Origin of the sequence: Ruegeria sp. Alg231-54, assembly GCF_900143525.1 — a bacterium.
In the GTDB taxonomy this organism is placed as follows: domain Bacteria; phylum Pseudomonadota; class Alphaproteobacteria; order Rhodobacterales; family Rhodobacteraceae; genus Ruegeria.
Genome location: NZ_FREZ01000009.1, coordinates 63906 through 86744, shown reverse-complemented (window position 1 = coordinate 86744; position 22839 = coordinate 63906). Strand labels below are relative to the sequence as shown.

Here is a 22839-nt window from a genome sequence, read left to right as displayed (position 1 = left end):
CTGATCAGGAATTAGGCAAATATCATCGAGCTGAGCTTGCGCCGCCCGTTCAGAACAATCGGATCATTGGCCTTCAGCGCGTCGAAAATGGTGAACAGTTGCGCCTTTGCAGCACCGTCATCCCACTCGCGGTCGCGGCGGAACAGTTCCAGCAATTGCGTTACAGCCTCTTCAACTTCACCATTGGCGTGCAACGCCTGCGCAAGATCGAACCGCGCCTGATGATTGTCGGCATCCGCCTCGACCGCTGCTTTCAGCTCACCCACTGGGCCTGCATCGGCCGCTTGCTTCGCCAGCTCAAGCTGGGCATGGGCTGCTTCAACCTCAGCCGAGGTTGAAATCTCTGCGGGTGCGCCGTTCAAAATGGCCTCGGCCTGCTCCAGATCGCCTGCGGCAATATGGGCCCGCACCAGACCGCCATAAGCGGCAGCGTGGTTTGGGTCTTCTCCCAGAATGGCGGAAAAGGTCTGCGCGGCATCCACAGCTGCGCCATCGGCCAGCATTTCTTCGGCGGCCAGAACAGCGTCATCCAGCTGCCCCCCGGGGCTTTCACCACCGGCGGCCTCAATCACTCGGTCCACAAACGCCTTGATCTCGGACCCTGGAACGGCACCCTGAAACCCGTCGACCGGTTGACCTTTGTAGAACGCGTATACGGTCGGGATCGACTGAACGCGCATTTGCGAGGCGATCATCTGCGCCTCATCCACATTGATCTTAACCATCTTCACCGCCCCTTTGGCGGCGGTCACAGCCTCTTCCAACAGCGGCCCAAGCGTTTTGCACGGACCGCACCATGGGGCCCAGAAATCCACGATTACTGGGATTTCCTGCGAGGCCTCAACGACATCGGCCACAAAGGTGGCCTCGGATCCGTCCTTGATCAGATCGGCGGTATCGGGTCCGGCTGCGGCATTCAGAAGGTCCATGGCATTCACTCTTTCGTTCGAATTTGGCCCCTATATGCAACTGCAATGGGCAGAAACCAAGGGGAGAGTTACAGGGTCAAAGGTCGAATGTCGCAAAGACTGGTGCGTGGTCGCTGGGTTTTTCCCACCCGCGCGCATCGCGCAGAACGCGGCTGGAGTGCCCTGCGTTCGAGATATCCTGCGTGGCCCAGACATGGTCCAGACGCCGCCCCTTGTCGGCTGCGTCCCAATCGCGGGCGCGATAAGACCACCAACTGTATAGCTGCCCGTCGGGGATGTCCTGACGGGTAATGTCCACCCATCCGCCTGCGTCCTGCGTTTCAGCCAGCGCCTCAACCTCGATCGGCGTGTGTGAGACGACCTTGAGAAGTTGCTTATGCGACCAGACATCATCCTCGCGCGGGGCGATGTTCAGATCGCCAACCAGAATGGATTTTTCAGGTTTTTCAGCGTTGAACCAGTCGCGCATATCCGTGAGATAGTCGAGCTTCTGCCCGAACTTCTCGTTCTTTTCTCGGTCTGGGATGTCGCCACCGGCCGGGACATAGAAGTTGTGAATGGTGACACCGTTTTCCAATCGCCCAGCGATGTGGCGCGCGTGGCCGAGACCTGCAAAATCCTTGTCACCGACTTCTTCCATCGGCAGGCGCGACAGGATGGCGACGCCGTTATACCCCTTCTGGCCCCTTGCAACCATGTGGGTGTACCCCAGTTCGGCAAATCCGTCGGTTGGGATCTTCTCAACCGGCGACTTGCACTCCTGCAAACACAATACATCGGGAGCTTCTTCCTGCAGTAATTTCAGCACGATAGGCTCGCGCAGGCGGACCGAGTTGATGTTCCAGGTAGCAAGAGTAAAGGGCATGGGGGATTCCTCTGTCGCGGTTGGGCGGAGGTTAGCGTGGTGTGGGATGGGGTGCCATGAGAAATGTGTGCCCGGGGTGAGCTTCTGCAAAAACGTAATTTGGGCTTGATGCCGACCTTGCTTTTGAGATCAGTTGAGACTTGAACCACTGCGCGGACGTCTTATCGACGAGAATAACATTATGAAAAACAGAACTTATCTAATTCAGTTTGCGACCTCAGCCTTGCTGTCATTTGTCGCTGCAAATGCAGTCTTTGCCAAAGAAGTTCGTTTCTGGGACATGCCGACCGGCTGCAGTTGGACTGTCGAGTATTCGAATGGCGACACTTGGGTCAACACCTTCGACGGGCAGCGATCTGGCAAGTACATCGTCACCACAAAGAATAAATCTGGAAACAAAAACAGAGTAAAGACAACCGAGTACGACAAAGTGGGCTTGATGACCCAGCGCACTTGGGCAAACGGAAAGTGGGAGATGTTCGAACCACACAGTTGTTTTGGTGTTCCGGGAAAGTGTTCTTACACCTATCGAAACGCCGATGGTGTCGTTTCACAAACAACGTCAAAGACCACTGTAGTAGGCCCTACACGTTATCGCGTTAAAGCCAGATCAGGTGACGCAGGTACATACTCGGTTGATACTGTAACGACCACTCACTTTGGTCTTGCCTTAAGTTCAAGAAACAAGAACTTTTGGTCCAAAATCACCGAGTTCCGAAATTGTGGCATTGCTACTTCGTAGTCCGCAGCCTAAATCCCCCCAACAAAAAAAGCCGGGCCATAAGGCCCGGCAGTCCAACAGGGAGGTGCATGTCATAACCCGGACATGCGCGGGTTGGGAGTAATCTAATTACACATCCAGAGTATCACTTTGATCCACGTCAATCCACCCGGAGTTACGAAACCAAGCGATATCCGCCCGATTCTGTGACCAAAAGGCGCGCGTTCGATGGATCGGGTTCGATCTTTTGGCGCAGACGATAGATGTGGGTTTCCAGCGTATGTGTGGTGACACCGGCGTTATAACCCCAGACCTCGTGCAGCAACACATCGCGCGCAACCACCCCATCGGCCGAGCGGTACAGGAACTTGAGAATGTTGGTTTCTTTCTCGGTCAGGCGGATCTTGCGATCCTCTTCGGTGATCAACATCTTCATCGCAGGCTTGAAGGTATACGGCCCCAGCACAAAGACCGCGTCCTCGGATTGCTCATGCTGACGTAGCTGCGCGCGGATGCGGGCCAGTAGGACCGGAAATTTGAACGGCTTAGAAACGTAATCATTGGCGCCGGCATCCAGACCCAGAATCGTATCTGCGTCACTATCATGGCCGGTCAGCATCAGGATCGGGCTTTTGACGCCCTGCTTGCGCATCAGACGGCACAGCTCACGACCGTCCGTATCCGGCAGACCAACGTCCAGAATGACCAGATCGTAAATCGCCTCGCGTGCGCGCTCCATGGCGGATTGACCGTCTGCCGCTTCGAACACGTCGAAATCCTCGGTCATCACGAGTTGCTCGCTGAGCGCCTCGCGCAGGTCTTCATCGTCATCCACCAGCAGGATTTTCTTGAGCTGAGCCATGTCCGGTCCTCCTAAGCCTTTTCCATCATTTGCGTGCGGAAGATGCAATCAACAAGATTTACTGCAATGGTCTCACGCCCTCGTGTCTGACGCAGAGGAATTGTTTCACTTTTTCTTCTGTTCGGGTTAGACGAAGACCAACACGTTATAGGGTAACATAGATGAGTCTTATCCCCGATATCTCGGAATTGCTGGCACGGGCCCGCGCGGATCTGCGTATGGGCGTTCCCGTCGTATTGACTGATGACAGCGGGTTCAGCGTCATAGCGATAGCGTCCGAGACATTAAGCGCACAACGGCTGGCCGACCTACGGAACTTCGAAGGTCAGCCTGTGGTCGCGATCACCGTAAGACGCGCAGAAACGCTGAAGGCACGCGCCTATGATGGCGACCTCGCACGGGTAATTATCCCATCAGACACCGACATCGCATGGGTTCAGGCGGTCGCCGATCCCTCGGATGATCTGAATACCCCAATGAAAGGCCCCCTGATGTCCGAGCGTCAGGGTAGTGCCAACCTGCACCGTATTGCCATCGCTTTGACGAAGTCCGCACGCCTCTTGCCGGCCGCCGTGGTGGTTCCAATTGATGACGGTCGCGATTTTGCGGTGGCACATGGCCTGACCTGCATCGACCACACCCGTGCCGCGCCGCATCTGGCGGACCGCAGCGCGCTGCACGCGATTGCCGCCGCACGCCTGCCGATGGAAGTGTCCGAGGCCGGTCGGCTGCACGTTTTCCGCCCCGAAGATGGCGGAGAAGAGCACTATGCCGTGGAAATCGGTCGCCCGGACAGAAGCAAACCTGTGCTGGCCCGTTTGCATTCGGCCTGTTTCACGGGCGACTTGATGGGCAGCTTGAAATGCGATTGCGGGCCCCAGCTGCGTGGAGCTCTTGCCCAGATGGGGTCCGAAGGCGCGGGCGTATTGCTGTATCTCAATCAGGAAGGGCGTGGTATCGGCCTTGCCAATAAGATGCGAGCCTATTTCCTACAGGATCAGGGTTTTGACACGGTCGAGGCCAATCACCGATTGGGATTCGAAGACGATGAACGTGATTTCCGACTGGGCTCGGACATTCTGAAAGAACTTGGTTTTTCGTCGGTTCGGTTGCTGACAAACAACCCGGCGAAAATCGCGATGATGGAAAAGACAGGCATCGCGGTGACCGAAAGAGTACCGCTGAAAGTGGGTGAAACAGCCCACAACCGGGGGTACCTGGCCACCAAGGCAGCGAAATCAGGCCATTTGCTGTGACTCCGGACGATCTGGTTCTTACGCCACGGGGCATCCGGTTTGCCGGGCGCCTCTTTCCTTGTTCGATCGGAAAAGGCGGCCTGACGGATGACAAGCACGAAGGCGACGGGGCAACGCCAATCGGTGTGCATCACATAGTCGGTATGCTGTTTCGATCAGATAGAATCGCAGCTCCGGCCTCATGGGCTATCCCAATAGGCCCCGGCGACCTTTGGTCTGATGACAGCGCGGACGGCCAGTACAATCAGATGGTCAGCGCGCCCTATGCGCCCAGCCACGAAAAGCTGCGGCGCGCGGATCCTTTGTATGATCTTGTTCTGATCACCGACTGGAACTGGCCGAATTCTGTGCCGGACCGCGGTTCAGCTATTTTCCTTCACCAGTGGAGACGCCCCGGGTACCCGACCGAGGGCTGCGTCGCGTTTCGCCGCGATCACCTGCATTGGATCGCGCGCCGTATTTCCCCCGGATCTCGCCTGATTATCCCGCAGGTTTGACTCGCTCGCCAAAGATGGCGGACCCCACGCGCACGTGGGTGGCACCCAAGGCAATCGCCTGCTCGAAATCACCGCTCATCCCCATCGAGAGCCCTTGCAAACCGTTGCGTTCAGCGATCTTGGCCAACAATGCAAAATGCAGCGAGGGTTCTTCTTCAACCGGCGGGATTGCCATCAGACCCTGAACCGGCAAATCAAGATCGCGGCACTCGGCGATGAAGGCGTCCGCATCACCCGGCATGATCCCTGCTTTCTGCTCTTCTTCTCCGGTATTGACCTGGATAAACAAATCCGGGCACTGGCCAAGCTCTTGCGCCAGCCGTGCCAGTGTTTTGGCCAGCTTGGGCCGATCCACCGAGTGAATCGCGTTGAACAGTTCCATTGCCTGCCGGGCCTTGTTGGTTTGCAGCGGTCCGATCAGATGCAGGTCTATCCCTGAGATTTGCTCCTTAAAGCCCGGCCATTTTTCGGCCGCTTCCTGCACGCGGTTTTCCCCGAAACAGCGGTGGCCCTGCCTCAGCACAGCCTCAACACGTTCATTCGGCTGGACCTTTGAAACCGCGATCAGCTTTGTCGATCCCGCAAGTCGTCCGGCGGCGGATTCGGCCTTGGCGATGCGGGCAGTGATGTCGTGCAGCGACATGGATTCCCTCTCTCTGCTTTGAGGGCAGAAAAACACCAAGTCCACGCAAAAGAAAAGGGCAGGTCCGAAGACCTGCCCTTAAACTTTGTGGATTAGCTCAACTTAGAAGTTGAACTGAGCACCGAAGTCAGCACGGACGCGGCTGTCGCCGTCGCCACGCTTCTCGCTGCCAACACCACCGCGCAGCGATGCACCGCCACCCAGGTCGTACTTAACGCCAATACCATATTGCTGGTTGTCGTCATCCGCCGAACCGTCACCGTAAGCTGCGGTCAGAGTGGTTGCGGCGCCAAGGTTGTAGGCCAGCGACAGACCGTATGCGGTGCCGTTGCGAGCTTCGTTTACAACGTCATCGTCAGCTACGAACAGTGTACCCGAGAAGTCACCGAATTCTGCGCCCAGGGTCAGAACGGTCAGCGACTGCTTTTCGCTGCTGGCGTTCACGTTCGCCTTGGTCTGACCATAGGCCAGTGCAGCGGTGATGTTGTTGAAGTTGTAGGTTACGCTAACGTCCCAGCGGTCCGCATCCTGCGGCACACCGTCCAGAGCAACAGTTGCCTGGTCATATGACGCGCCGAACGCGAAATCGCCAACTGCGTACTGGAAGAACACAGCGTTCGAACCCGAACCGGTCGACGAGTAACCCAGGAAGCTATAGTCAACGCCCGAGTACTGGCCGATGAAGCTTTCCAGGCCAGGCTCGTTACCGTAGTAGTTCGCCAAGTTGTCGAACGAACCCGCAACGTTGCCGGCGTCAACACGCAGACCACCGTAGATGACCGAGAAACGTGCGCCGTTCAGGCCAGCCGAGTTGGCTTCGCCGTTGCCAGCGTTTTCGTCAGCCTGCAGACGAACACGAGCCGAGAACTCAACGCCGCCATCGGTTTCTGCGGTGCCGTCGATGTTCAGGCGGAAGCGCGAGACCAGGATGGTGTTGTCGGTGTCAACAGTTGCAGTTGCGGCATCACCAGTACCACGAGCAATTTCACCAGTTGCCGGGTCGGTCACGAAGTTGTCAACGGTACCGGTACGGTCTTCCTGATAGCCAATACCAAAACGGCCATAGCCGCTGAACTTAACGTCGGCCGCTGCAACACTTGCGGTTGCGATCAGAGCGGTCGATGCGAAGAGAACTTTTTTCATCTTGTTTCCCTCGGTTTCAAAAGTTTTTCTACTCGACACATGCCTCAGCACATGTCTCAGCACGGGAACCGTTTCGCTCGGATTACCCCCAAAGCGCAAGCTTGCCTTAAATGTGAGGGGTGCATTGACCCCAAATTGGTGCAAGGATGCCACAGTCGATATTTGGGGACTAAACTGCCGTCCACACTGACATGTGTAACAAGAATAGGGTTGTTGCTGAACTGGACCTTGTCTAGGAGTAACACGTAATAAAGTAGACCAAGTGAAACAGGACCAGTCGACAATGCGCCTGCAGACGATTTTCGGTTTGATCATAATGACTGCTGCCGTGTCGGCCTGCGGACAGAATCAGAGTGCGGCTCCGAATCCCGCGTTGCTGTATACAGATAGCACACGCACGGAAGAACGAGAGCTGAACGATCCAGAACGCACGACAATCTGGGACGTGTTCAACCGCGGGAATGCTGAACAGATCGTCAATGTGAACCGGTATTTGTGGGCGGCCTCACTGGATGTGCTGAATTTCCTCCCAATTCAGGAAGTTGATCCATTTACCGGCGTGATCGTAACAGGTTACGGCACGCCTCCTGGTGGCGGACGCTCTTATCGCGCTACCGTGCATATAAGTGACCCGGCCCTGGCGGCGCGGTCCCTTTCGGTAGCACTGCAAAGCAGCGGAGGCGCTCCGGTCAGCGCTGCAACGGCCCGGGCGGTCGAGGATGCGATCCTGAATCGCGCACGCCAGTTGCGCATTGCGGACAACAAACTCTAGCCACCCGCTGAAAATCACAATATTACCACGCCGGGTTCACGCCCGGCGTTTTCATTCACGAAGGACCGCACAATGTCGCGCTACTCGGCCACCGAAATCGAAGCAAAATGGCAAGAGGCCTGGGACAAGGCCGGGATCTTCACCGCCGACCATAAGGCGGACAAGCCGAAATATTATGTGCTTGAGATGTTCCCCTACCCGTCAGGGCGAATCCATATGGGGCATGTGCGCAACTATACGATGGGCGACGTCATTGCGCGTCACAAGCTCGCGACGGGGCATAACGTGCTGCACCCGATGGGCTGGGATGCCTTCGGGATGCCCGCAGAGAACGCCGCCATGGCCATTGGCGGCCACCCGAAAGACTGGACCTATAGCAACATCGCCGACATGCGCGGACAGATGAAGCCACTGGGCCTGTCGATTGACTGGTCCCGCGAATTCGCCACCTGTGACCCCGAATATTATGGCCAGCAGCAGGCTCTGTTCCTCGATATGCTCGATACTGGGTTGGTTTACCGCAAGAACGCCGTGGTGAACTGGGACCCGGTCGACATGACCGTTCTGGCCAATGAACAGGTGGAAAATGGACGTGGCTGGCGCTCAGGCGCACTGGTAGAACGGCGCGAGCTGACACAGTGGTTCTTCAAAATCTCGGACTATTCCGAAGAATTGCTGGATGCGCTTGATACGCTGGAGAACTGGCCTGCCAAAGTGCGGCTGATGCAGGAAAACTGGATCGGCAAGTCGCGCGGCCTGCAATTTGGCTTCGAACGTACTGATGGTGGTGAGCCCATCACCGTCTATACGACTCGGCCCGATACGCTGTTGGGCGCGTCCTTTGTTGGTATTTCGCCGGATCACCCGATTGCCAAGCAGCTTGAGGCCGAAAACCCCGAAGTTGCTGAGTTTGTTGCCGAATGCCGCAAGGGTGGCACCACGGAAGAGGCCATCGAGACGGCCGAAAAGCTGGGTTACGACACCGGCATTCGCGTGCGTCACCCGCTGGACCCGAACTGGGAACTGCCGGTCTGGATCGCCAACTTCATCCTGATGGATTACGGAACTGGCGCGATCTTTGCCTGCCCCGCGCATGACCAGCGCGACCTTGATTTCTGCCGCAAGTATGGCCTGCCGGTCATCGACACCTTCTTTGCACTGGGTGACAATACGACGGTCGACAAGATCGCTTTTGTGCCGCCGAAAACTGAAAAAGTCCGCTGGGTGGACCACTTCGCAGGCCTGACCGAGGCCACGGGGGATGAGGCGATCAACGCCACCGTCGATTTCGCGGAAAAAGCAGGTTGGGGTGAAGGCGTCACTAAATATCGCCTGCGCGATTGGGGGCTCAGCCGTCAACGCTATTGGGGTTGCCCGATTCCGGTCGTGCATTGCGACAAATGTGGCACCGTGCCCGAGAAGAAAGAGAATCTGCCGATAGAATTGCCTTATGACGACGGCAACGGCAAACCCATCGACTTCTCGATCCCCGGCAACCCGCTGGACCGCCATGCCAATTGGCGTGACACCCCTTGCCCGTCTTGCGGCGCGCCTGCCAAACGCGAAACCGACACGATGGACACCTTCGTCGATTCGTCGTGGTATTTCGCCCGTTTCACCGCGCCACGCGCTGACACACCCACCGATCTGGCCGAGGCCGAATACTGGATGAATGTCGACCAGTATATCGGCGGTATCGAGCACGCGATTCTGCACCTGCTCTATTCGCGCTTCTTCGCGCGGGCGATGAACATCACGGGTCACCTGCCTAAGAAAGCCATCGAGCCGTTCAATGCGTTGTTCACGCAAGGCATGGTCACGCATGAGATCTATCAGACACGCGACGCCAATGGCCGTCCGGTTTATCACCTGCCCGAAGATGTGACCGACGGAAAACTGGCCGACGGCACCGACGTTGAGATTATCCCCTCGGCCAAGATGTCGAAATCAAAGAAAAACGTGGTCGACCCGGTCAGCATCATCTCGGCCTTCGGCGCGGATACCGCGCGTTGGTTCGTCCTGTCCGATTCGCCGCCTGAACGGGATGTCGAATGGACCGCATCCGGGGCCGAGGCTGCGTTCAAGCACCTCAGCCGTGTGCATCGGATCGCCTCGGAAATCGCCGAATCGGATGTTCCGGCCAATGCCGAGGATGAAACCCTGCTGCGCGAGATGCACAAAGCCATCCATGACGTCACAGGCGGAGTCGAGTCTTTCGGCTTCAACGCCTCAATCGCCAAGCTTTATGCTTTCACCAACACGCTAGCCAAATCCAAGGCGGGCACCGCAGCCAAACGCGAGGCCGCCAAAACGCTGGCACAGCTGATGTCGCCGATGACCCCACACCTGTCCGAGGAGCTTTGGCAGCTGCTGGGTGGCGAAGGGCTGGTTGCCACGACGCCATGGCCAATTGCGGATGCAGCTATGCTGGTGGACGACACCGTCACCCTGCCGATCCAGATCAACGGCAAGCGCCGCGCGGAAATCAGCGTGGCCAAAGATATGCCCAAGGACGAGGTTGAAAAAGTCGCGCTGAGCACCGAAGCTGTGCAAAAGGCGCTGGATGGCGCCACACCCAAGAAAGTAATCGTTGTACCGGGCCGGATTGTGAATGTCGTCGTTTAACCGCAGAACCTTTTTGCTGATGCCGCTGGCCCTTGCCGCCTGCGGGTTTGAACCTGTGTACGCTCCGGGCGGATCGGGCTCGGCCCTTTTTGGTCGCGTAGAAGTGTCGGCACCAAACACGGTCACCAGCTTTCTTCTGGTCGAAGATCTGGAACAAAAGCTAGGCCGTAGCGCAACATCCGGCAGTGAATACAGTCTGGACGTTTCCGTCGTGACCCAGACGGTGGCGGCATCGATCACCTCAACGAACGAAACCAACCGTCTTATCATCAACGGGACCGCCAACTATTCGCTTAGATCGAAAGCGACGGGGCAAGTTCTTGCCTCTGGCTCGGTGACGGACTTCGTGGGGTATTCGGCTGCTGGTTCCACCGTATCCACACTGGCTGATGAGCGGGATGCTACGCAGCGCCTGATGGTGATTCTGTCCGATCAGATCATCAGTCGGCTGTACGCCACGCCGGGCCTGTCCGCATGAAGCTGAGCCCGCGCGAGGCCGAGGGATATTTCTCGAGACCCGACGCGGATAAGACCGGGCTGTTGATCTACGGTGCGGATGCGATGCGCGTGGCGCTAAAGCGGCAACAGGTTTTGGCCGCTCTGCTGGGCGCCAATGCCGAAGAAGAGATGCGGTTGACCCGCCTGCCCGGAAGCGATCTGCGTGGCGATCCGGCCTTGTTGCTGGACGCGGTCAAGGCGGTCGGGTTCTTTCCCGGGCCACGCGCTGTATTCGTCGAAGACACAACCGACACGGCCGCCCCCGCAATCCTTGCCGCGCTGGAAGATTGGGTAGCTGGCGATGCCCAAATCATCGTCACCGCCGGGCAGCTCAAGGCCAGCTCCAAGATTCGCAAAGCGTTCGAATCGCACCGCTCGGCCTATGCGGTAGGTATCTATGACGACCCACCATCCCGGGCCGAAGTCGAACGCATACTTTCTGAGGCCGGTTTGCAAAACATCCCGCGCGATTCGATGGCCGCGATTGCTGAGCTGGCAACCGGTATAAGCCCCGGTGACTTTACCCAAACGATTGAGAAACTGTCGCTTTACAAGCGCGGTGACAGTTCCGAGCTGACCATTGAAGACGTCGAAGCCTGCGCGCCCCGCTCGACCGAGGCCGCACTGGATGATGTGCTGAACGTGGTTGCCGATGGTCGCGCGGGTGAAATCGGCCCGCTGATCCGACGTTTGCAATCACAGGGAACCAATGCGGTCAGCCTGTGCATCGGCGCGACAAGGCACTTCCGCACTTTGTACGCCTGCGCATCCGATCCGGGCGGAGCAGCACAGGGCATCGGAAAGCTGCGCCCCCCGGTTTATGGGAAACGGCGCGACCGCATTCTGCGTCAGGCCCAAGGGTGGGGTGCGCCAAAATTGCAAACTGCGTTGACGGTTCTGACAGATACGGACCTGTCGCTGCGCTCGGCCGGGCAAACGGCACCGGCCATGGCATTGGCCGAACGTGCCATGATCCGTTTGGCGATGCTGGCGCGGACCCGCTAACCGCTTTGATCCAACCAATATGCCGCCGAACGCCCAGCCCAACGGCCGGTCGCCAGGCAGGCTGTCAGAAGGTACCCCCCGGTTGGGGCCTCCCAATCCAGCATCTCGCCCGCGCAAAACACTCCGGGACATGCAGTCAGCATGAGCCCTTCACTAAGCGCCGCACGTGGCACGCCTCCTGCCGTGGAAATGGCCTCGTCCATCGGGCGCAGGCCCGAGTGTTTGATCTGCAGATGCTTGATCATGCTCACGTCTAGCGACTGGATCTGGCCGTCACGCTTGGACATTTCATGAAACAGGGCAACCTTTTGCGGAGTCAGGTGCAGAGATTTCTTCAGCCACTGCGAAAGGGTTGTTTTTGATTTCTTTGACGCAAAACGGTTGCGCAGCGTATCGGCATCCAAATCCGGAACCAAGTCGACAAAAAGCGGTGCTCTGTCACGCAAGGCCGGGGTCAGTGAGTACAATCCGCCCCCTTCCAACCCTTTCGCCGACACCGCAGCCTCGCCCCGGCTTTCCAACTCTCCGGCCATCCACCGAACCGATTTCAAAGCCGCGCCAAAATGCGGCTGCATATGGGGGCTCCAATCTACGGAAACGGCTGAGTTTGCGGGTGCGAAAGGTGTGAGGGCCACGCCTTTACCCGTCAGCACCGATGCCCATTCTCCGTCTGATCCCAACCGCGACCAGCTTGCCCCGCCCAGCGCAAGAACAGTCACATCGGGGCACAGGTTCTGCCTGCCATCATCCGTGTCGAATACGGCTTGGGCACCATCCCAGCCAACCCACCGCCAACGTTTTCTGATCTGAACGCCAGCCTCTGCCAGCCGTGCCAGCCACGCCCGCAACAGCGGAGAGGCCTTCATCGACGTCGGAAACACCCGGCCGGTCGAGCCCGTGAACAACTCTTGCCCCAACCCTTGCGCCCATGTTTGCAAGTCCGAGGCATCGAATTCGGCAATCATTGGTCGCAACCAGGTCGCGGCCTCACCATAGGATCCCAGCAAAGTCTCAAGCGGCTCGTCCTTGGTCAGGTTCAGCCCGGACTTTCCCGCCATCAAGAATTTTCGCGCAACCGAAGGCTTGGCCTCGGCCACCACAACAGAGTGCCCGGCTTTGGCCAGTTCCTCGGCTGCCATCAGGCCTGCGGGTCCGCCGCCGATCACCAGTGCCTGTACCATCCCTGCCCTCTTGCCTTTCGCGCCACCTGACGCAACCTTGCCCTGTCATGACGAACAGCGATCCGATCTGCCCGCTCTGCAACCGCCCGATCCCGGACGGGGGCGGAAGCCTGCACCATCTGATCCCAAAACTCAAAGGGGGCAAGGGTGGACCGACTGTCTTGCTACACCAGATCTGCCATAAAGAGGTGCATGCAACCCTGACAGAGGCGGAATTGGCTCGTGAATTCAACACCGTCGAGGCCCTGTGCGCCCATCCGAGGTTGGAGAAATTCCTGAATTGGGTTCGCAAACGCCCGCCCGGCTTTCGGTCGAAGGTTCCGGGCAAGCGTCGGGGTCGTTGATTAAACAGGGTTTACCGGGTCGCCAAACGCATCCCGCGTCGGCCCGGCAAGCCCCTGAAACTCCAACCCGCGATAATCGGGAACTTTGGAAAATTGGGCGCCGTCGACATTCTGGAACTCCAACGTTGTGTAGGGGCGTTTCCAAAGCCATTCGCGGTTTTCCACAGACCAAGGGTCTGTTTTTGGAGGAACCTCGTCGGTGAACGCATAAAAATGCAGATCAAACCCGTATTGACCAACATCCTGCATCGAAAGCAGGCGCATACCCTGATCACGGCAGAATGCGTCCTCGGCTGCCATATCCCCGGTGCGCAGGGTGATCTGGCCGATACAAGCCTGCGCAAACGGATCGCTCGGGTCCGCGGCGTTGGGCGGCCTGTTCCCTTCAAAATCGTGCTGAAGCAGTTCTATCACGAACCCGTCGGGGTCTTTGAGGTGACACATATACCCAATGTCCAGAAACTGTTTCGGATCTGACACCTCAATCCCCTTGTCGCGCAGGACTGCGGTGGCCAGATCGACATCCGGTACGGTGATACCGATCTTCCAATAGCGCTGTCCTTTGTCATGGGTGTATCCCCTGCCGCCAGGCATCAGCAGCAAATCGGCGTCCTGCCCCAAATAGCCGATGCGAAGGCTCACCCCGTGAGTTTGCACTGACATCCCAAGAACTTCCGTATAGAATTTGCCAAGTTGTTCAGGATCGGCGACGCGCAGTCGCAAGCCAGAGAGCCTCATCCGCACAGCCCGGCTATACCGGCAGCGATCTGGGGATCGGCGGCGGTGCTATCAGCGACCAGTTCACGCGCTGTCTGGATCAGCGCGTCCGGCGCCACCACCCGGTCCACCAGACCAAAGGTATAAGCCTCATCCGCCGTGATCTTTTGACCGGCCATCAGGATCATCTTGGTTCGGGATGGTCCGATCAGGGCTGACATGCGGGCGGGATCAGACGGTTGCGGTAAAAACCCCAGTTTCATCACGGGATAGAAAAACTTGGCGGATGGGACCGCAATGCGAATATCGCAGGCCAGCACCATACCGTTCGCACCCCCAGCCAGGGTGCCATTCAGCGCGGCGACCGTCAGGCATGGCAGCGCAGCGATTGCGCCCGACAAACGCTCCCATACATCCGAGGTTGCAAGACCCGCGCGAGCCTCATCCAGATCGGCACCGGCACTGAACACTTTGCCGACCCCAGTCAGGATCAACGCGCGCGCCTCGGAGGCGGCTTCGGCAATCTCGGCCAGCTCAGACAGCATCGCCCCTGTCAGCGCATTGGCTTTGCCGGGATTGTTTAAGGTAACGATCCACAAACCGTCTTCTTTTTTTAGTTCGATCACGTCAGCTCAACCCTTTGTCGAATATCTTCACGCCGCAACGAGATTTCGGTCCCCAAAAATTCATCCGCATCGGACGTGCACATCCACAGCAGCGCCTTCGCTGGCCAATCGGCCGGGATATGATCGCTCCAATCCAACTGGCTGACGGCGTTTATGCCGCTGGTCTTGATGACCCGCTGCATGTCGGTTGCCACAGTGCCCGGTGACAGACCCATGGCGCGGATGCCGTGTATCGATTCCTCAAGATGCAGGCATTCCGTCAGCATCTTCGCTCCGGCCTTGGACGCGCAGTAATGGCTCCAGGCTTCGATCGGGTTCGAGGCCGCGCCGGATGATACGGTCAACACGGTGCCGCCGCCCGCCGCCCGCATAATGGGCAAAGCCGCGCGCATTCCGTAGAACACACCTTTGAGGTTGATATCGATCGCCTTGTCCCAAGCCGCAACATCCGCGTTCGAAAGATGGAAGATCGGATCAATGACACCGGCATTCCCGATCAGGACATCCAAACCGCCAAAGCGGTCGACGCAATCTGCAACGGCCTGTTCGACCTGCGCAAAATCACTGACGTCGCATTCCAGTGCGATAGCGTTTTCGCCAAGCGCAGATGCCAATGCGGCGATCTGATCGCGGCTGCGCGCGACCAGTGCCACGTTTGCGCCTGCTGCGGCAAAAACGCGCCCTGCCTCTGCTCCGATGCCGCGGCTGGCCCCGGTTATCAGTACGGTTTTCCCCTGCATTTGGATCCTCTACCTCCATCGGTTTGAAATTGTGTGAATGCTTACCGCGCGAAAGGGTAAAGGGTCCAGTCCTTGCCCCTTGACGCCCGACGTCACAAACACGACGATGCCGGCAAAATTATCTAGAAGGGTACTGTAATGTCCGTTTTCCTTCGCCGCAGTTGCGGTGCTATTTTGGCTTATGCCGTTATCACACAAGGTGCACTTGCCGACCTGACCTCACAGGATGTCTGGAATGACTGGAAAACCTATCTGGGTCAGATGGGGTACACCGTTTCGGGCGACCAGACCGATGCAGGAAATGTCACGACGATTGCCAACATGGCCATGTCCATGGACTTACCGGAAGAAGAGGCAACTTTTCAGATGGTCGTTCCAGAAATGACCCTGACGGAAAATGGCGACGGTACGGTCAGTATTGGTTTCCCCGAGAATTTTCCGATGACGATTTCCGGAGAGGGGGACGGCGAAAAGTTCTCAGTCAATGTCGATTATTCGCAGAGCGAGATGAACCTGGTCGTTTCAGGCTCGCCCGACGAAATGACTTACGACTATTCGGCCGACACGATAGGCATCAAGCTGGATGGTCTGAATGTTGACGGCGAAAAGATGCCCGCTGATGCGCTGGCGCTCAGCATGAACATGACAGATCTGGCTGGCAGCTCGGTCATGAAAATCGGTGAGAACCGTGACATTGATCAGAAGTTCACTGCGGGCGGGATGACCTATGATATGGCGTTTCAGGACCCGGACAGCGGCGATACCGCCAAGATTGACGGCTCGATGAGCCAGCTGGCGTTTGAGGGCACAAACGTTATCCCGTCTGAATTCGACATCTCGGACCCGCAGGCCTTTTATAAGGCGGGCTTCTCGTTCTCAGGGCTGTTCACCTACGGATCCGGCCAGAACGCGATTGCAGGCACCAGCGAAGGCGAGGCATTCTCGGTCGGAAGCGAGTCTCAGGGTGGCAAATTTGGCGCCAGCATCGACGCCGAGCGTCTTGCCTATGACATTGAGCAGAACAGCGCGAAAGTTGCAGTGACCACGGCCGACCTGCCCTTCCCGATCGAAATCGCGATGGAGAATGCCGGATTCAAGTTTGAAATCCCGGTGCAGAAATCCGAGGAAATCCAACCGTTTGGATTCGCGATGAACCTGACTGACTTCACCATGTCGGATATCCTGTGGAGCATGTTCGACCCAGCAGGCGCCCTGCCGCGCGACCCGGCGACGATTGCGCTGGACGCCACCGGAACCGCCAAGGTTCTGTTGAACATCTTTGATCCTACCGCAGTCGAAAACCTGGATACATCTGAGGCCGCACCGGGCGAGTTGCACTCGCTGAAGATCAACGAACTGCTGGTGTCTCTGGTCGGAGCCAAGCTGGCCGGTGAAGGCGATTTCACCTTCGACAACTCCAACGTCTCAGAGTTCGACGGAATGCCCACGCCGACCGGCGTTGCCAAGCTGAAGCTAAATGGTGCCAACGCCCTGATCGACAAGCTGATCGAGATGGGGCTGGTGTCGGACAGCGATGCAATGGGCGCGCGGATGATGATGGGTCTGATGGCCGTACCGGGTGACGAGCCCGACACGCTGAATTCGGAAATCGAATTCACTGCGGATGGTCAGATCCTGGCGAACGGCCAACGTATCAAGTAACACTTTGGGAAGGCAGCACCGCTGCCTTCCCAATCCTTCGCCCGTGGTGCGAACTCCGGCACCGGGCGGATCGTGCCGAATTCCCTTTCAATAGTTTGCTCAACCTAAAATAGCCGCAGGCCTTGCGAGACCGGCGGTCCAAGGCTAGGTCGAATGCACACAGACCGGAGGCCTCATGACCCGCACACCCGAAGAAATCAGCCTTAACCTGCTGGACGCGGCCCGCAAAGCCGGGGCCGAAGCGGCGGATGCCATCGTTCTGGATGGCTCATCGGTATCGGTTGAAGTCCGCAGTGGCGCGCTGGAGCACGCGGAACGGTCCGAAGGCACCGACCTGGGACTGCGTGTGTTTCTGGGCAAGCGGCAGGCGATCGTCTCAAGTTCGGACAGTCGCCCCGAAACGCTGACGGCGATGGCGCAACGTGCGGTGGCCATGGCAAGCGAAGCTCCGGAAGATCCTTTTACAGGGTTGGCCACGCCCGACCAGCTTGCAAAAGATTGGGATATCGCGGCGCTGGAACAATTCGACCCCACGCCGGAACCATCGGCGGATGCGCTTTTGCAGGATGCTCTGACTGCCGAAGCTGCTGCTTTGGCAATTCAGGGTGTGTCCCAGGTATCCGACGCAGCGGCAGCCTACGGCACCCACCGCGTGCATCTGGCTGCCACAAATGGCTTTTCCGGCGGGTATTCCCGCAGCAGTCGCTCGACCTCTTGCGTTGCCATCTCGGGCGAAGGCACGGGGATGGAACGTGACTATGACGGTGACAGTCGCACGTTCCAAAATGACCTGCGCAGCCCTGATGAGATTGGCCGCTCGGCAGGTGAACGCGCCGTTGCACTGATTGGGGCACAAAAACCCGCGACAGGCACATTCCCTGTTCTGTTTGACGAGCGGATTTCGTCTTCGCTGATCGGTCATCTTTTGGCCGCCAGCAACGGCGCCGCCATTGCCCGTGGTGCGTCATGGCTGAAGGACAGTCTGGGAGAGCAGGTCTTATCCGAACACCTGTCACTTATCGAAGACCCGCACCGCCCACGTATCTCAGGCTCTCGCCCCTTTGACGCCGAAGGTTTGCCAACACAGCGAAGGGCCATTGTTGAAAACGGAGTGCTGACCGGTTGGACGCTGGATTTGGCCAGCGCACGAAAACTGGGCATGACCTCGACCGGGAATGCGGCGCGTGGCGTGTCTGGCCCCCCGTCGCCCAGCAACTGGAACCTGAGCCTGACCCAGGGCACGCACAGCCGGGACGATCTGCTGCGTGACATGGGAACCGGCCTGCTGGTGACCTCGATGATCGGATCGACGATCAACCCCAATACCGGCGACTACTCACGTGGGGCATCAGGCTTTTGGGTCGAAAACGGGGAAATCACTCACCCCGTCAACGAATGCACGATCGCTGGCAATCTGCGTGACATGCTGAAACGGATTATTCCGGCAAATGACGCACGCACGTATTTATCCCGCGTGGTGCCATCGATCCTGATCGAAGGAATGACACTTGCCGGCACCTGACCTGCAACTGCTGATTGACGCCGCATTAGAGGCCGGAAAGATCGCCACTCGGTTTTCGGGGACCACGGCGCAACGCTGGGATAAACCCGACGGCGCCGGCCCGGTGACCGAAGCTGATCTGGCCGTTAACGCGATGCTTGAGCAAATGCTGCGCGCAGCGCGTCCGGGATATGGCTGGCTTAGCGAAGAGACCGAGGATTCAGCTGACAGGCTGTCGAAAGACCGTGTTTTCGTCATTGATCCCATCGACGGCACCCGCAGCTTTGCCGAAGGCTCGCGGACATGGGCCCATTCATTGGCCATCGCCGAACAGGGCGAGGTGACGGCCGCTGTAATCTACCTGCCACTGCGAAACCTGCTATATGCCGCAGCAAAAGGTCAGGGTGCTACGCTCAACACCGAAAATATCCGGGTCAGCGAACTCGGTGTGTTGGAAAGCGCCCAGGTTCTGGCCGCGAAACCCAACATGCAGCCGCAACACTGGCGTCAGGGGCAGGTGCCCGAGTTCAAGCGGAACTACAGGCCGTCGCTGGCTTATCGCATGGCCCTTGTTGCACAGGGTCGATTTGACGGGATGATGACCCTCAGACCCAGTTGGGAATGGGACATCGCCGCCGGTGATCTGATTATACGCGAAGCCCTCGGCCGGTGTTCGGACCGCGCGGGGCTGCCTCTGCGATTCAACAATGCAATTCCGCGCCTGAACGGTGTAATCGCTGCGGGTTCAGGTGTTTATGGGCTACTGTCGGAACAACTCGAACCGGAAAGCCCTGGAATCGAACCATGAGCAAGCCACGCTCGTTAAGCCTTGCCGCCTATCGCGTGCTGTCCTGGGGTATGCAGAATACCGCCGGCAACGGCGATATCGCGCGCCCCGAGGGCGAAGTGCTGTGGCTGCACATAAATGCGTGGGAACGCCACCGCGCCATTGTCGATTTTTGCCAGCGTCTGCAGCAGACGCGCCCCAATCTGTCGGTGGTGCTGACCGCGCCACCCGATGCAGATCTGACAAGATGGGCCAGCAGTGGATACCCTCTGGTCAACCTGCCCACCGAACAAACCGGGGCTGCGCGCGCGTTTCTGGACCATTGGCAGCCGGATATCGGAATATGGGTCGGGGGCGGCCTGATGCCCAATTTGATCACACGCGCCGAGGAACGCGGGATTCCCCTGATGTTGATCGAAGCACAGGCGGACGTGAAAATCGCACGGGGCGGTCGTTGGTTGCCCGATATCACAAGATACACGATTGACTGTTTTCAGACGATCCTGTGCACGACACCGGAAATCGCCCGTCAAATTCGGCGGCTAGGCGTCGCTTCGAACAAGGTGCAAGAGGCACCGCCCCTTCATATCAGCCCAAATCCGCGCCCATGGCCCGAGGACGAGCTGATCGAAGTGAACCATGCACTGTCTGGCCGACCGGTCTGGTTAGCGGCGTGGGTCCAAGACAAAGAATTCATCTCGGTCCTCAGTGCCCATAGACAGGCAATGCGCATGCTGCCGCGTTTGGCGTTGGTATTGCAAGTGGCCGACATTACCGAAGCCAGACCGTTGCACCGGCGGCTTGAGGCGATGGATCTGCGCTGCACCAACTGGGATGAAAGCGGGACTATCGAGGATATGACTCAGGTGATCCTCTCCGCCGTGCCCGAGGATCTGGGCCTTTGGCAGCGGGTATCGCCCGTTACCTTCATGGGCAGCTCTCTGGAACGCGGCGCCGGGGGCGCGGACCCGCTGATCGCCACGGCGCTGGGCTCTGCCGTGATCCACGGCCCATTTGTGCACAGCCAACAACAGCTATACGATCAGCTAGACCGGGCGGGGGCCGCGCGCACGGTCAGGTCCGCCACAGAGCTGGGCGATGCAGTGGTCGAGCTGTTGGCGCCGGATCAGGCCGCCAATATGGCGCTGGCCGGGTGGCAGATCGTAACCGAAGGTGCGCCGCAGGCGGATCACCTGATCGACATGATTCAGGACTATCTGGATCAGCGGAGTGCAGACGATGCGAGCACCTGATTTCTGGAATACCGCCCCGGATCGGCTGGACTTGCGCGCTCGAATGCTGGCACCGCTTGGGCGGCTCTACGCCGGCGCTACGGCGCGTCGGGTCGCCTCGGAACCCGGTGTTAACCCGGGCGTTCCTGTCATTTGTATTGGCAACCTGAACGCGGGCGGCACTGGCAAGACCCCGACGGTGATCTGGGTAATCGAGCAATTGCGCGACGCCTGGCATGAGACACATGTGGTCACGCGCGGCCATGGCGGCTCGCTCGAAGGGCCGGTGCGCGTGGACCCCGGCAAGCATACCGCGGCGCAGGTCGGCGATGAGCCACTTTTGTTGGCGGCTTTTGCCGATGTCTGGGTCGCCAAAGACCGCGCCGCTGGGGCAAAGGCAGCCGCCGCGGCGGGTGCCACAGTCGTCGTGCTGGACGACGGTTTTCAAAACCCCTCGGTGGCCAAAGATTTCTCGGTCATTGTGGTGGACGCATCGCGCGGATTTGGAAATGGGCTGTGCTTGCCGGCTGGCCCCCTGAGAGAACCGGTGGAAGTCGGATTACGGCGCGCTGATCTGGTGCTGTCCCTTGGCGAAGCTGATGCCCAAATCGAGTTTGCCGAACGCTGGGGGAAAAAACTGTCCGTCCCACATGCGACCGGCGCGGTTGAGCCGCTGCAAACCGGCATGGATTGGAGCGATACGCCTGTTCTTGCCTTTGCAGGCATCGGACACCCCGAGAAGTTCTTTGCCACTTTGCGCCAGCAAGGCGCGACCTTGCTGCGGGCCGAAGGGCTGGATGACCACCAGCCGCTGACACCCGCCCTGATGACCCGTCTTGAAAACGAAGCCCGCTTGTTGCGCGCGCAAATGGTCACCACGGAAAAAGACGCCGTTCGCCTGCCCGCTGCGTTTCGCAGCAAGGTCATCACGCTTCCGGTTCGTCTGAAGGTCGATGAGGCGGACAAGATCAGGCAGATGCTTTTGCAGATCGCCCCGTCGCCCTGAAGGACGACCGGCCCGGATTGAGCCGGTCGTAAAAGCAATTAGCTGCCCAGTTCGTCTTCGATCAGCTTTTTGAAGCCGTCATAGGACTGATTCTCGACCGGCTTGCCATTCACGATGAAGGACGGGGTCGCCTGAATACCGTCGCGCTCGGCATTTTCCTGATACCAGGCCACCAGCGTCTGCGCGCGGGTTCCGTCCTGCAGACAGGCTTCAAGCTGATCATTGTCGATACCAGCCAGACGCCCGATTTTGCGCAGCTCGTCCACGATTTCAGCGGGACCACCGGCTTTGGTCCACTCGGACTGACCTTCGTAGATCAGGTCGGAGATGCCAAAGAACTTTTCGGGCCCGCCGCAGCGTGCAACCATCGACGCCCACAGGCCATAGCGGTCAAAGTAGACCTCGCGATAGATGAACTTCACCTTACCTGTGTCGATAAAATCCTTCTTGAGCTGCTTGTACGCTCCCGAGTGGAAATTCGCACAATGCGGGCAGGTATAGGACGCATATTCGATGATCTCGACTGGTGCATCTTCGGCGCCCAGAGTCATCTCGACGATGGTCGAGGTGTCCAGATCGGCCTCTTGCGCCTCGGCGCTGCTAATCAGCGGATAGGCGGGGTTGGAATTTGACAGCGACAGCCAATAACCGCCAGCGGCCACGGCGACGGCCGCACAAATTCCGGTTGCAATACGGCTCATTTCTCAGCCCTTTCTCAGCGTTTTTGCTTGGATAAAACGTTACGGCCCAGACGTTCAAGGGCTGCGCGCAGATCACCATCGTGAACTTCCTGCGCAGCGCGGTCTGCCTCGGCTTCTATTTCTGGTTCGATCTTGGGTTTCGCTTGTTTCGGCTTGTGGTCGAAACTGGCCTGCCCCTCGGCAAATCCTGTCGGAGCGGTCTGGGTGATGCGCACCCGGCTGATGGCATTATAGCCATAAACCGCGTTCACCTTGCCACGCAATTGTTCCTTCTGCATCTCCAGCATCGGGGCCTGCGGTCCGGTGGTCAGAACCGTTAGCGTGGCACCAATACCACCCTTCCCGTAACCCACTTTTACCGGTCGCGCGATAGCGGCCATATCCTGTCCAACGATCTCGGACCAATGGGTCAGCAGGCGTGATACGGCAAAGCCCCGGCTTTCACCGGCGCGCCTGATCTGGTCGTTCAGCAATGTCGCGGTGCGTTTGAACCCGCGGGTCGAAGAACGTCTGCGCTGCATCTGGT

At 58.5% G+C, this 22839-nt stretch carries 24 protein-coding genes; 13 read left to right on the top strand and 11 right to left on the bottom strand.

Annotation, left to right across the window (positions count from 1 at the left end):
* Positions 1-11: 11 nt before the first annotated feature.
* Entirely contained in the window at positions 12-929 is a 918-nt protein-coding gene (gene trxA / locus DHN12_RS16035) for a thioredoxin (protein ID WP_108861120.1), read from the bottom strand.
* 76 nt (positions 930-1005) lie between these two features.
* On the bottom strand, positions 1006-1794 hold the full coding sequence (locus DHN12_RS16030; RefSeq protein WP_108861119.1) for an exodeoxyribonuclease III: 789 nt from the start codon (positions 1792-1794) through the stop codon (positions 1006-1008).
* A gap of 133 nt (positions 1795-1927) precedes the next feature.
* Here DHN12_RS16030 and DHN12_RS16025 point away from each other — a divergent pair, with 133 nt between their 5' ends.
* A complete protein-coding gene (locus tag DHN12_RS16025; protein ID WP_234416665.1) occupies positions 1928-2536 on the top strand; it encodes a hypothetical protein in 609 nt (202 codons plus the stop codon).
* Between the two features lie 154 nt (positions 2537-2690).
* Here the strand turns inward: DHN12_RS16025 and DHN12_RS16020 are convergent, their stop codons facing one another.
* Positions 2691-3377 (bottom strand): response regulator transcription factor, encoded by a 687-nt coding sequence (locus DHN12_RS16020; RefSeq protein WP_058272567.1) that lies wholly within the window; start codon positions 3375-3377, stop codon positions 2691-2693.
* Positions 3378-3538: 161 nt separating this feature from the next.
* Between DHN12_RS16020 and ribA the strand changes: the two genes are divergently transcribed.
* Both ribA and DHN12_RS16010 read left to right on the top strand, forming a co-directional pair.
* Positions 3539-4633, top strand: coding sequence for a GTP cyclohydrolase II (ribA, locus tag DHN12_RS16015; protein ID WP_058272568.1), 1095 nt, complete (start codon positions 3539-3541; stop codon positions 4631-4633).
* Entirely contained in the window at positions 4630-5130 is a 501-nt protein-coding gene (locus DHN12_RS16010) for a L,D-transpeptidase (RefSeq protein ID WP_108861117.1), read from the top strand. The genes ribA and DHN12_RS16010 overlap by 4 nt, the downstream gene beginning before the upstream one ends.
* Here the strand turns inward: DHN12_RS16010 and DHN12_RS16005 are convergent.
* Together DHN12_RS16005 and DHN12_RS16000 are read right to left on the bottom strand one after the other, a co-directional pair.
* Positions 5114-5773 carry a YggS family pyridoxal phosphate-dependent enzyme gene (locus tag DHN12_RS16005; RefSeq protein ID WP_108861116.1) on the bottom strand — a complete coding sequence of 220 codons (660 nt, stop codon included), beginning with the start codon at positions 5771-5773 and terminating at the stop codon, positions 5114-5116. The genes DHN12_RS16010 and DHN12_RS16005 overlap by 17 nt on opposite strands.
* Before the next feature lie 102 nt (positions 5774-5875).
* Positions 5876-6916 carry a porin gene (locus DHN12_RS16000; RefSeq protein WP_108861115.1) on the bottom strand — a complete coding sequence of 347 codons (1041 nt, stop codon included), beginning with the start codon at positions 6914-6916 and terminating at the stop codon, positions 5876-5878.
* 283 nt (positions 6917-7199) lie between these two features.
* Here DHN12_RS16000 and DHN12_RS15995 point away from each other — a divergent pair, with 283 nt between their 5' ends.
* The 4 genes from DHN12_RS15995 (at position 7200) to holA (ending at position 11816) form a co-directional block, all read left to right on the top strand.
* Complete coding sequence (locus tag DHN12_RS15995; RefSeq protein ID WP_108861114.1) at positions 7200-7688, top strand: DUF3576 domain-containing protein; 489 nt, start codon at positions 7200-7202, stop codon at positions 7686-7688.
* A gap of 72 nt (positions 7689-7760) precedes the next feature.
* On the top strand, positions 7761-10313 hold the full coding sequence (gene leuS, locus DHN12_RS15990) for a leucine--tRNA ligase (RefSeq protein WP_108861113.1): 2553 nt from the start codon (positions 7761-7763) through the stop codon (positions 10311-10313).
* Positions 10300-10791: an LPS assembly lipoprotein LptE gene (gene lptE, locus DHN12_RS15985; RefSeq protein ID WP_108861112.1), complete on the top strand. Its 492-nt coding sequence runs from the start codon at positions 10300-10302 to the stop codon at positions 10789-10791. Before leuS ends, lptE begins: the two co-directional genes overlap by 14 nt.
* Positions 10788-11816, top strand: coding sequence for a DNA polymerase III subunit delta (gene holA, locus DHN12_RS15980; protein WP_108861111.1), 1029 nt, complete (start codon positions 10788-10790; stop codon positions 11814-11816). Before lptE ends, holA begins: the two co-directional genes overlap by 4 nt.
* Here holA and DHN12_RS15975 read toward each other — a convergent pair.
* Positions 11813-12997, bottom strand: a complete 1185-nt coding sequence (locus DHN12_RS15975) for a TIGR03862 family flavoprotein (RefSeq protein ID WP_108861110.1) — start codon at positions 12995-12997, stop codon at positions 11813-11815. The two genes, holA and DHN12_RS15975, sit on opposite strands and share 4 nt — an antisense overlap.
* A gap of 47 nt (positions 12998-13044) precedes the next feature.
* On the opposite strand from DHN12_RS15975, the gene DHN12_RS15970 reads away from it, so the two are divergent.
* Complete coding sequence (locus DHN12_RS15970) at positions 13045-13341, top strand: HNH endonuclease (protein ID WP_108861109.1); 297 nt, start codon at positions 13045-13047, stop codon at positions 13339-13341.
* Here the strand turns inward: DHN12_RS15970 and DHN12_RS15965 are convergent, their stop codons facing one another.
* From DHN12_RS15965 to DHN12_RS15955, 3 genes are read right to left on the bottom strand one after another with little or no spacing between them, the layout of a single operon-like run.
* Positions 13342-14079 (bottom strand): VOC family protein, encoded by a 738-nt coding sequence (locus DHN12_RS15965; RefSeq protein WP_108861108.1) that lies wholly within the window; start codon positions 14077-14079, stop codon positions 13342-13344.
* A complete protein-coding gene (locus DHN12_RS15960; protein ID WP_108861107.1) occupies positions 14076-14684 on the bottom strand; it encodes an enoyl-CoA hydratase/isomerase family protein in 609 nt (202 codons plus the stop codon). Before DHN12_RS15960 ends, DHN12_RS15965 begins: the two co-directional genes overlap by 4 nt.
* Positions 14681-15430: an SDR family oxidoreductase gene (locus DHN12_RS15955; RefSeq protein WP_108861106.1), complete on the bottom strand. Its 750-nt coding sequence runs from the start codon at positions 15428-15430 to the stop codon at positions 14681-14683. The genes DHN12_RS15960 and DHN12_RS15955 overlap by 4 nt, the downstream gene beginning before the upstream one ends.
* 132 nt (positions 15431-15562) lie before the next feature.
* On the opposite strand from DHN12_RS15955, the gene DHN12_RS15950 reads away from it, so the two are divergent.
* The 5 genes from DHN12_RS15950 (at position 15563) to lpxK (ending at position 21612) form a co-directional block, all read left to right on the top strand.
* Positions 15563-17086, top strand: coding sequence for a DUF2125 domain-containing protein (locus DHN12_RS15950; RefSeq protein ID WP_108861105.1), 1524 nt, complete (start codon positions 15563-15565; stop codon positions 17084-17086).
* A 175-nt stretch (positions 17087-17261) separates the two neighbouring features.
* Positions 17262-18608, top strand: coding sequence for a TldD/PmbA family protein (locus tag DHN12_RS15945; protein WP_108861104.1), 1347 nt, complete (start codon positions 17262-17264; stop codon positions 18606-18608).
* Positions 18595-19395, top strand: a complete 801-nt coding sequence (locus tag DHN12_RS15940; protein WP_108861103.1) for a 3'(2'),5'-bisphosphate nucleotidase CysQ — start codon at positions 18595-18597, stop codon at positions 19393-19395. The genes DHN12_RS15945 and DHN12_RS15940 overlap by 14 nt, the downstream gene beginning before the upstream one ends.
* A complete protein-coding gene (locus DHN12_RS15935; protein WP_108861102.1) occupies positions 19392-20627 on the top strand; it encodes a 3-deoxy-D-manno-octulosonic acid transferase in 1236 nt (411 codons plus the stop codon). The genes DHN12_RS15940 and DHN12_RS15935 overlap by 4 nt, the downstream gene beginning before the upstream one ends.
* Positions 20614-21612: a tetraacyldisaccharide 4'-kinase gene (lpxK, locus tag DHN12_RS15930; RefSeq protein ID WP_108861101.1), complete on the top strand. Its 999-nt coding sequence runs from the start codon at positions 20614-20616 to the stop codon at positions 21610-21612. Before DHN12_RS15935 ends, lpxK begins: the two co-directional genes overlap by 14 nt.
* A 38-nt stretch (positions 21613-21650) precedes the next feature.
* Here lpxK and DHN12_RS15925 read toward each other — a convergent pair whose 3' ends face one another.
* Complete coding sequence (locus DHN12_RS15925; protein ID WP_108861100.1) at positions 21651-22313, bottom strand: DsbA family protein; 663 nt, start codon at positions 22311-22313, stop codon at positions 21651-21653.
* 14 nt (positions 22314-22327) lie between these two features.
* The gene (locus tag DHN12_RS15920; RefSeq protein WP_108861099.1) at positions 22328-22834 is read right to left on the bottom strand and encodes a DUF721 domain-containing protein; all 507 of its coding nucleotides are present in this window, start codon (positions 22832-22834) and stop codon (positions 22328-22330) included.
* Positions 22835-22839 lie beyond the last annotated feature (5 nt).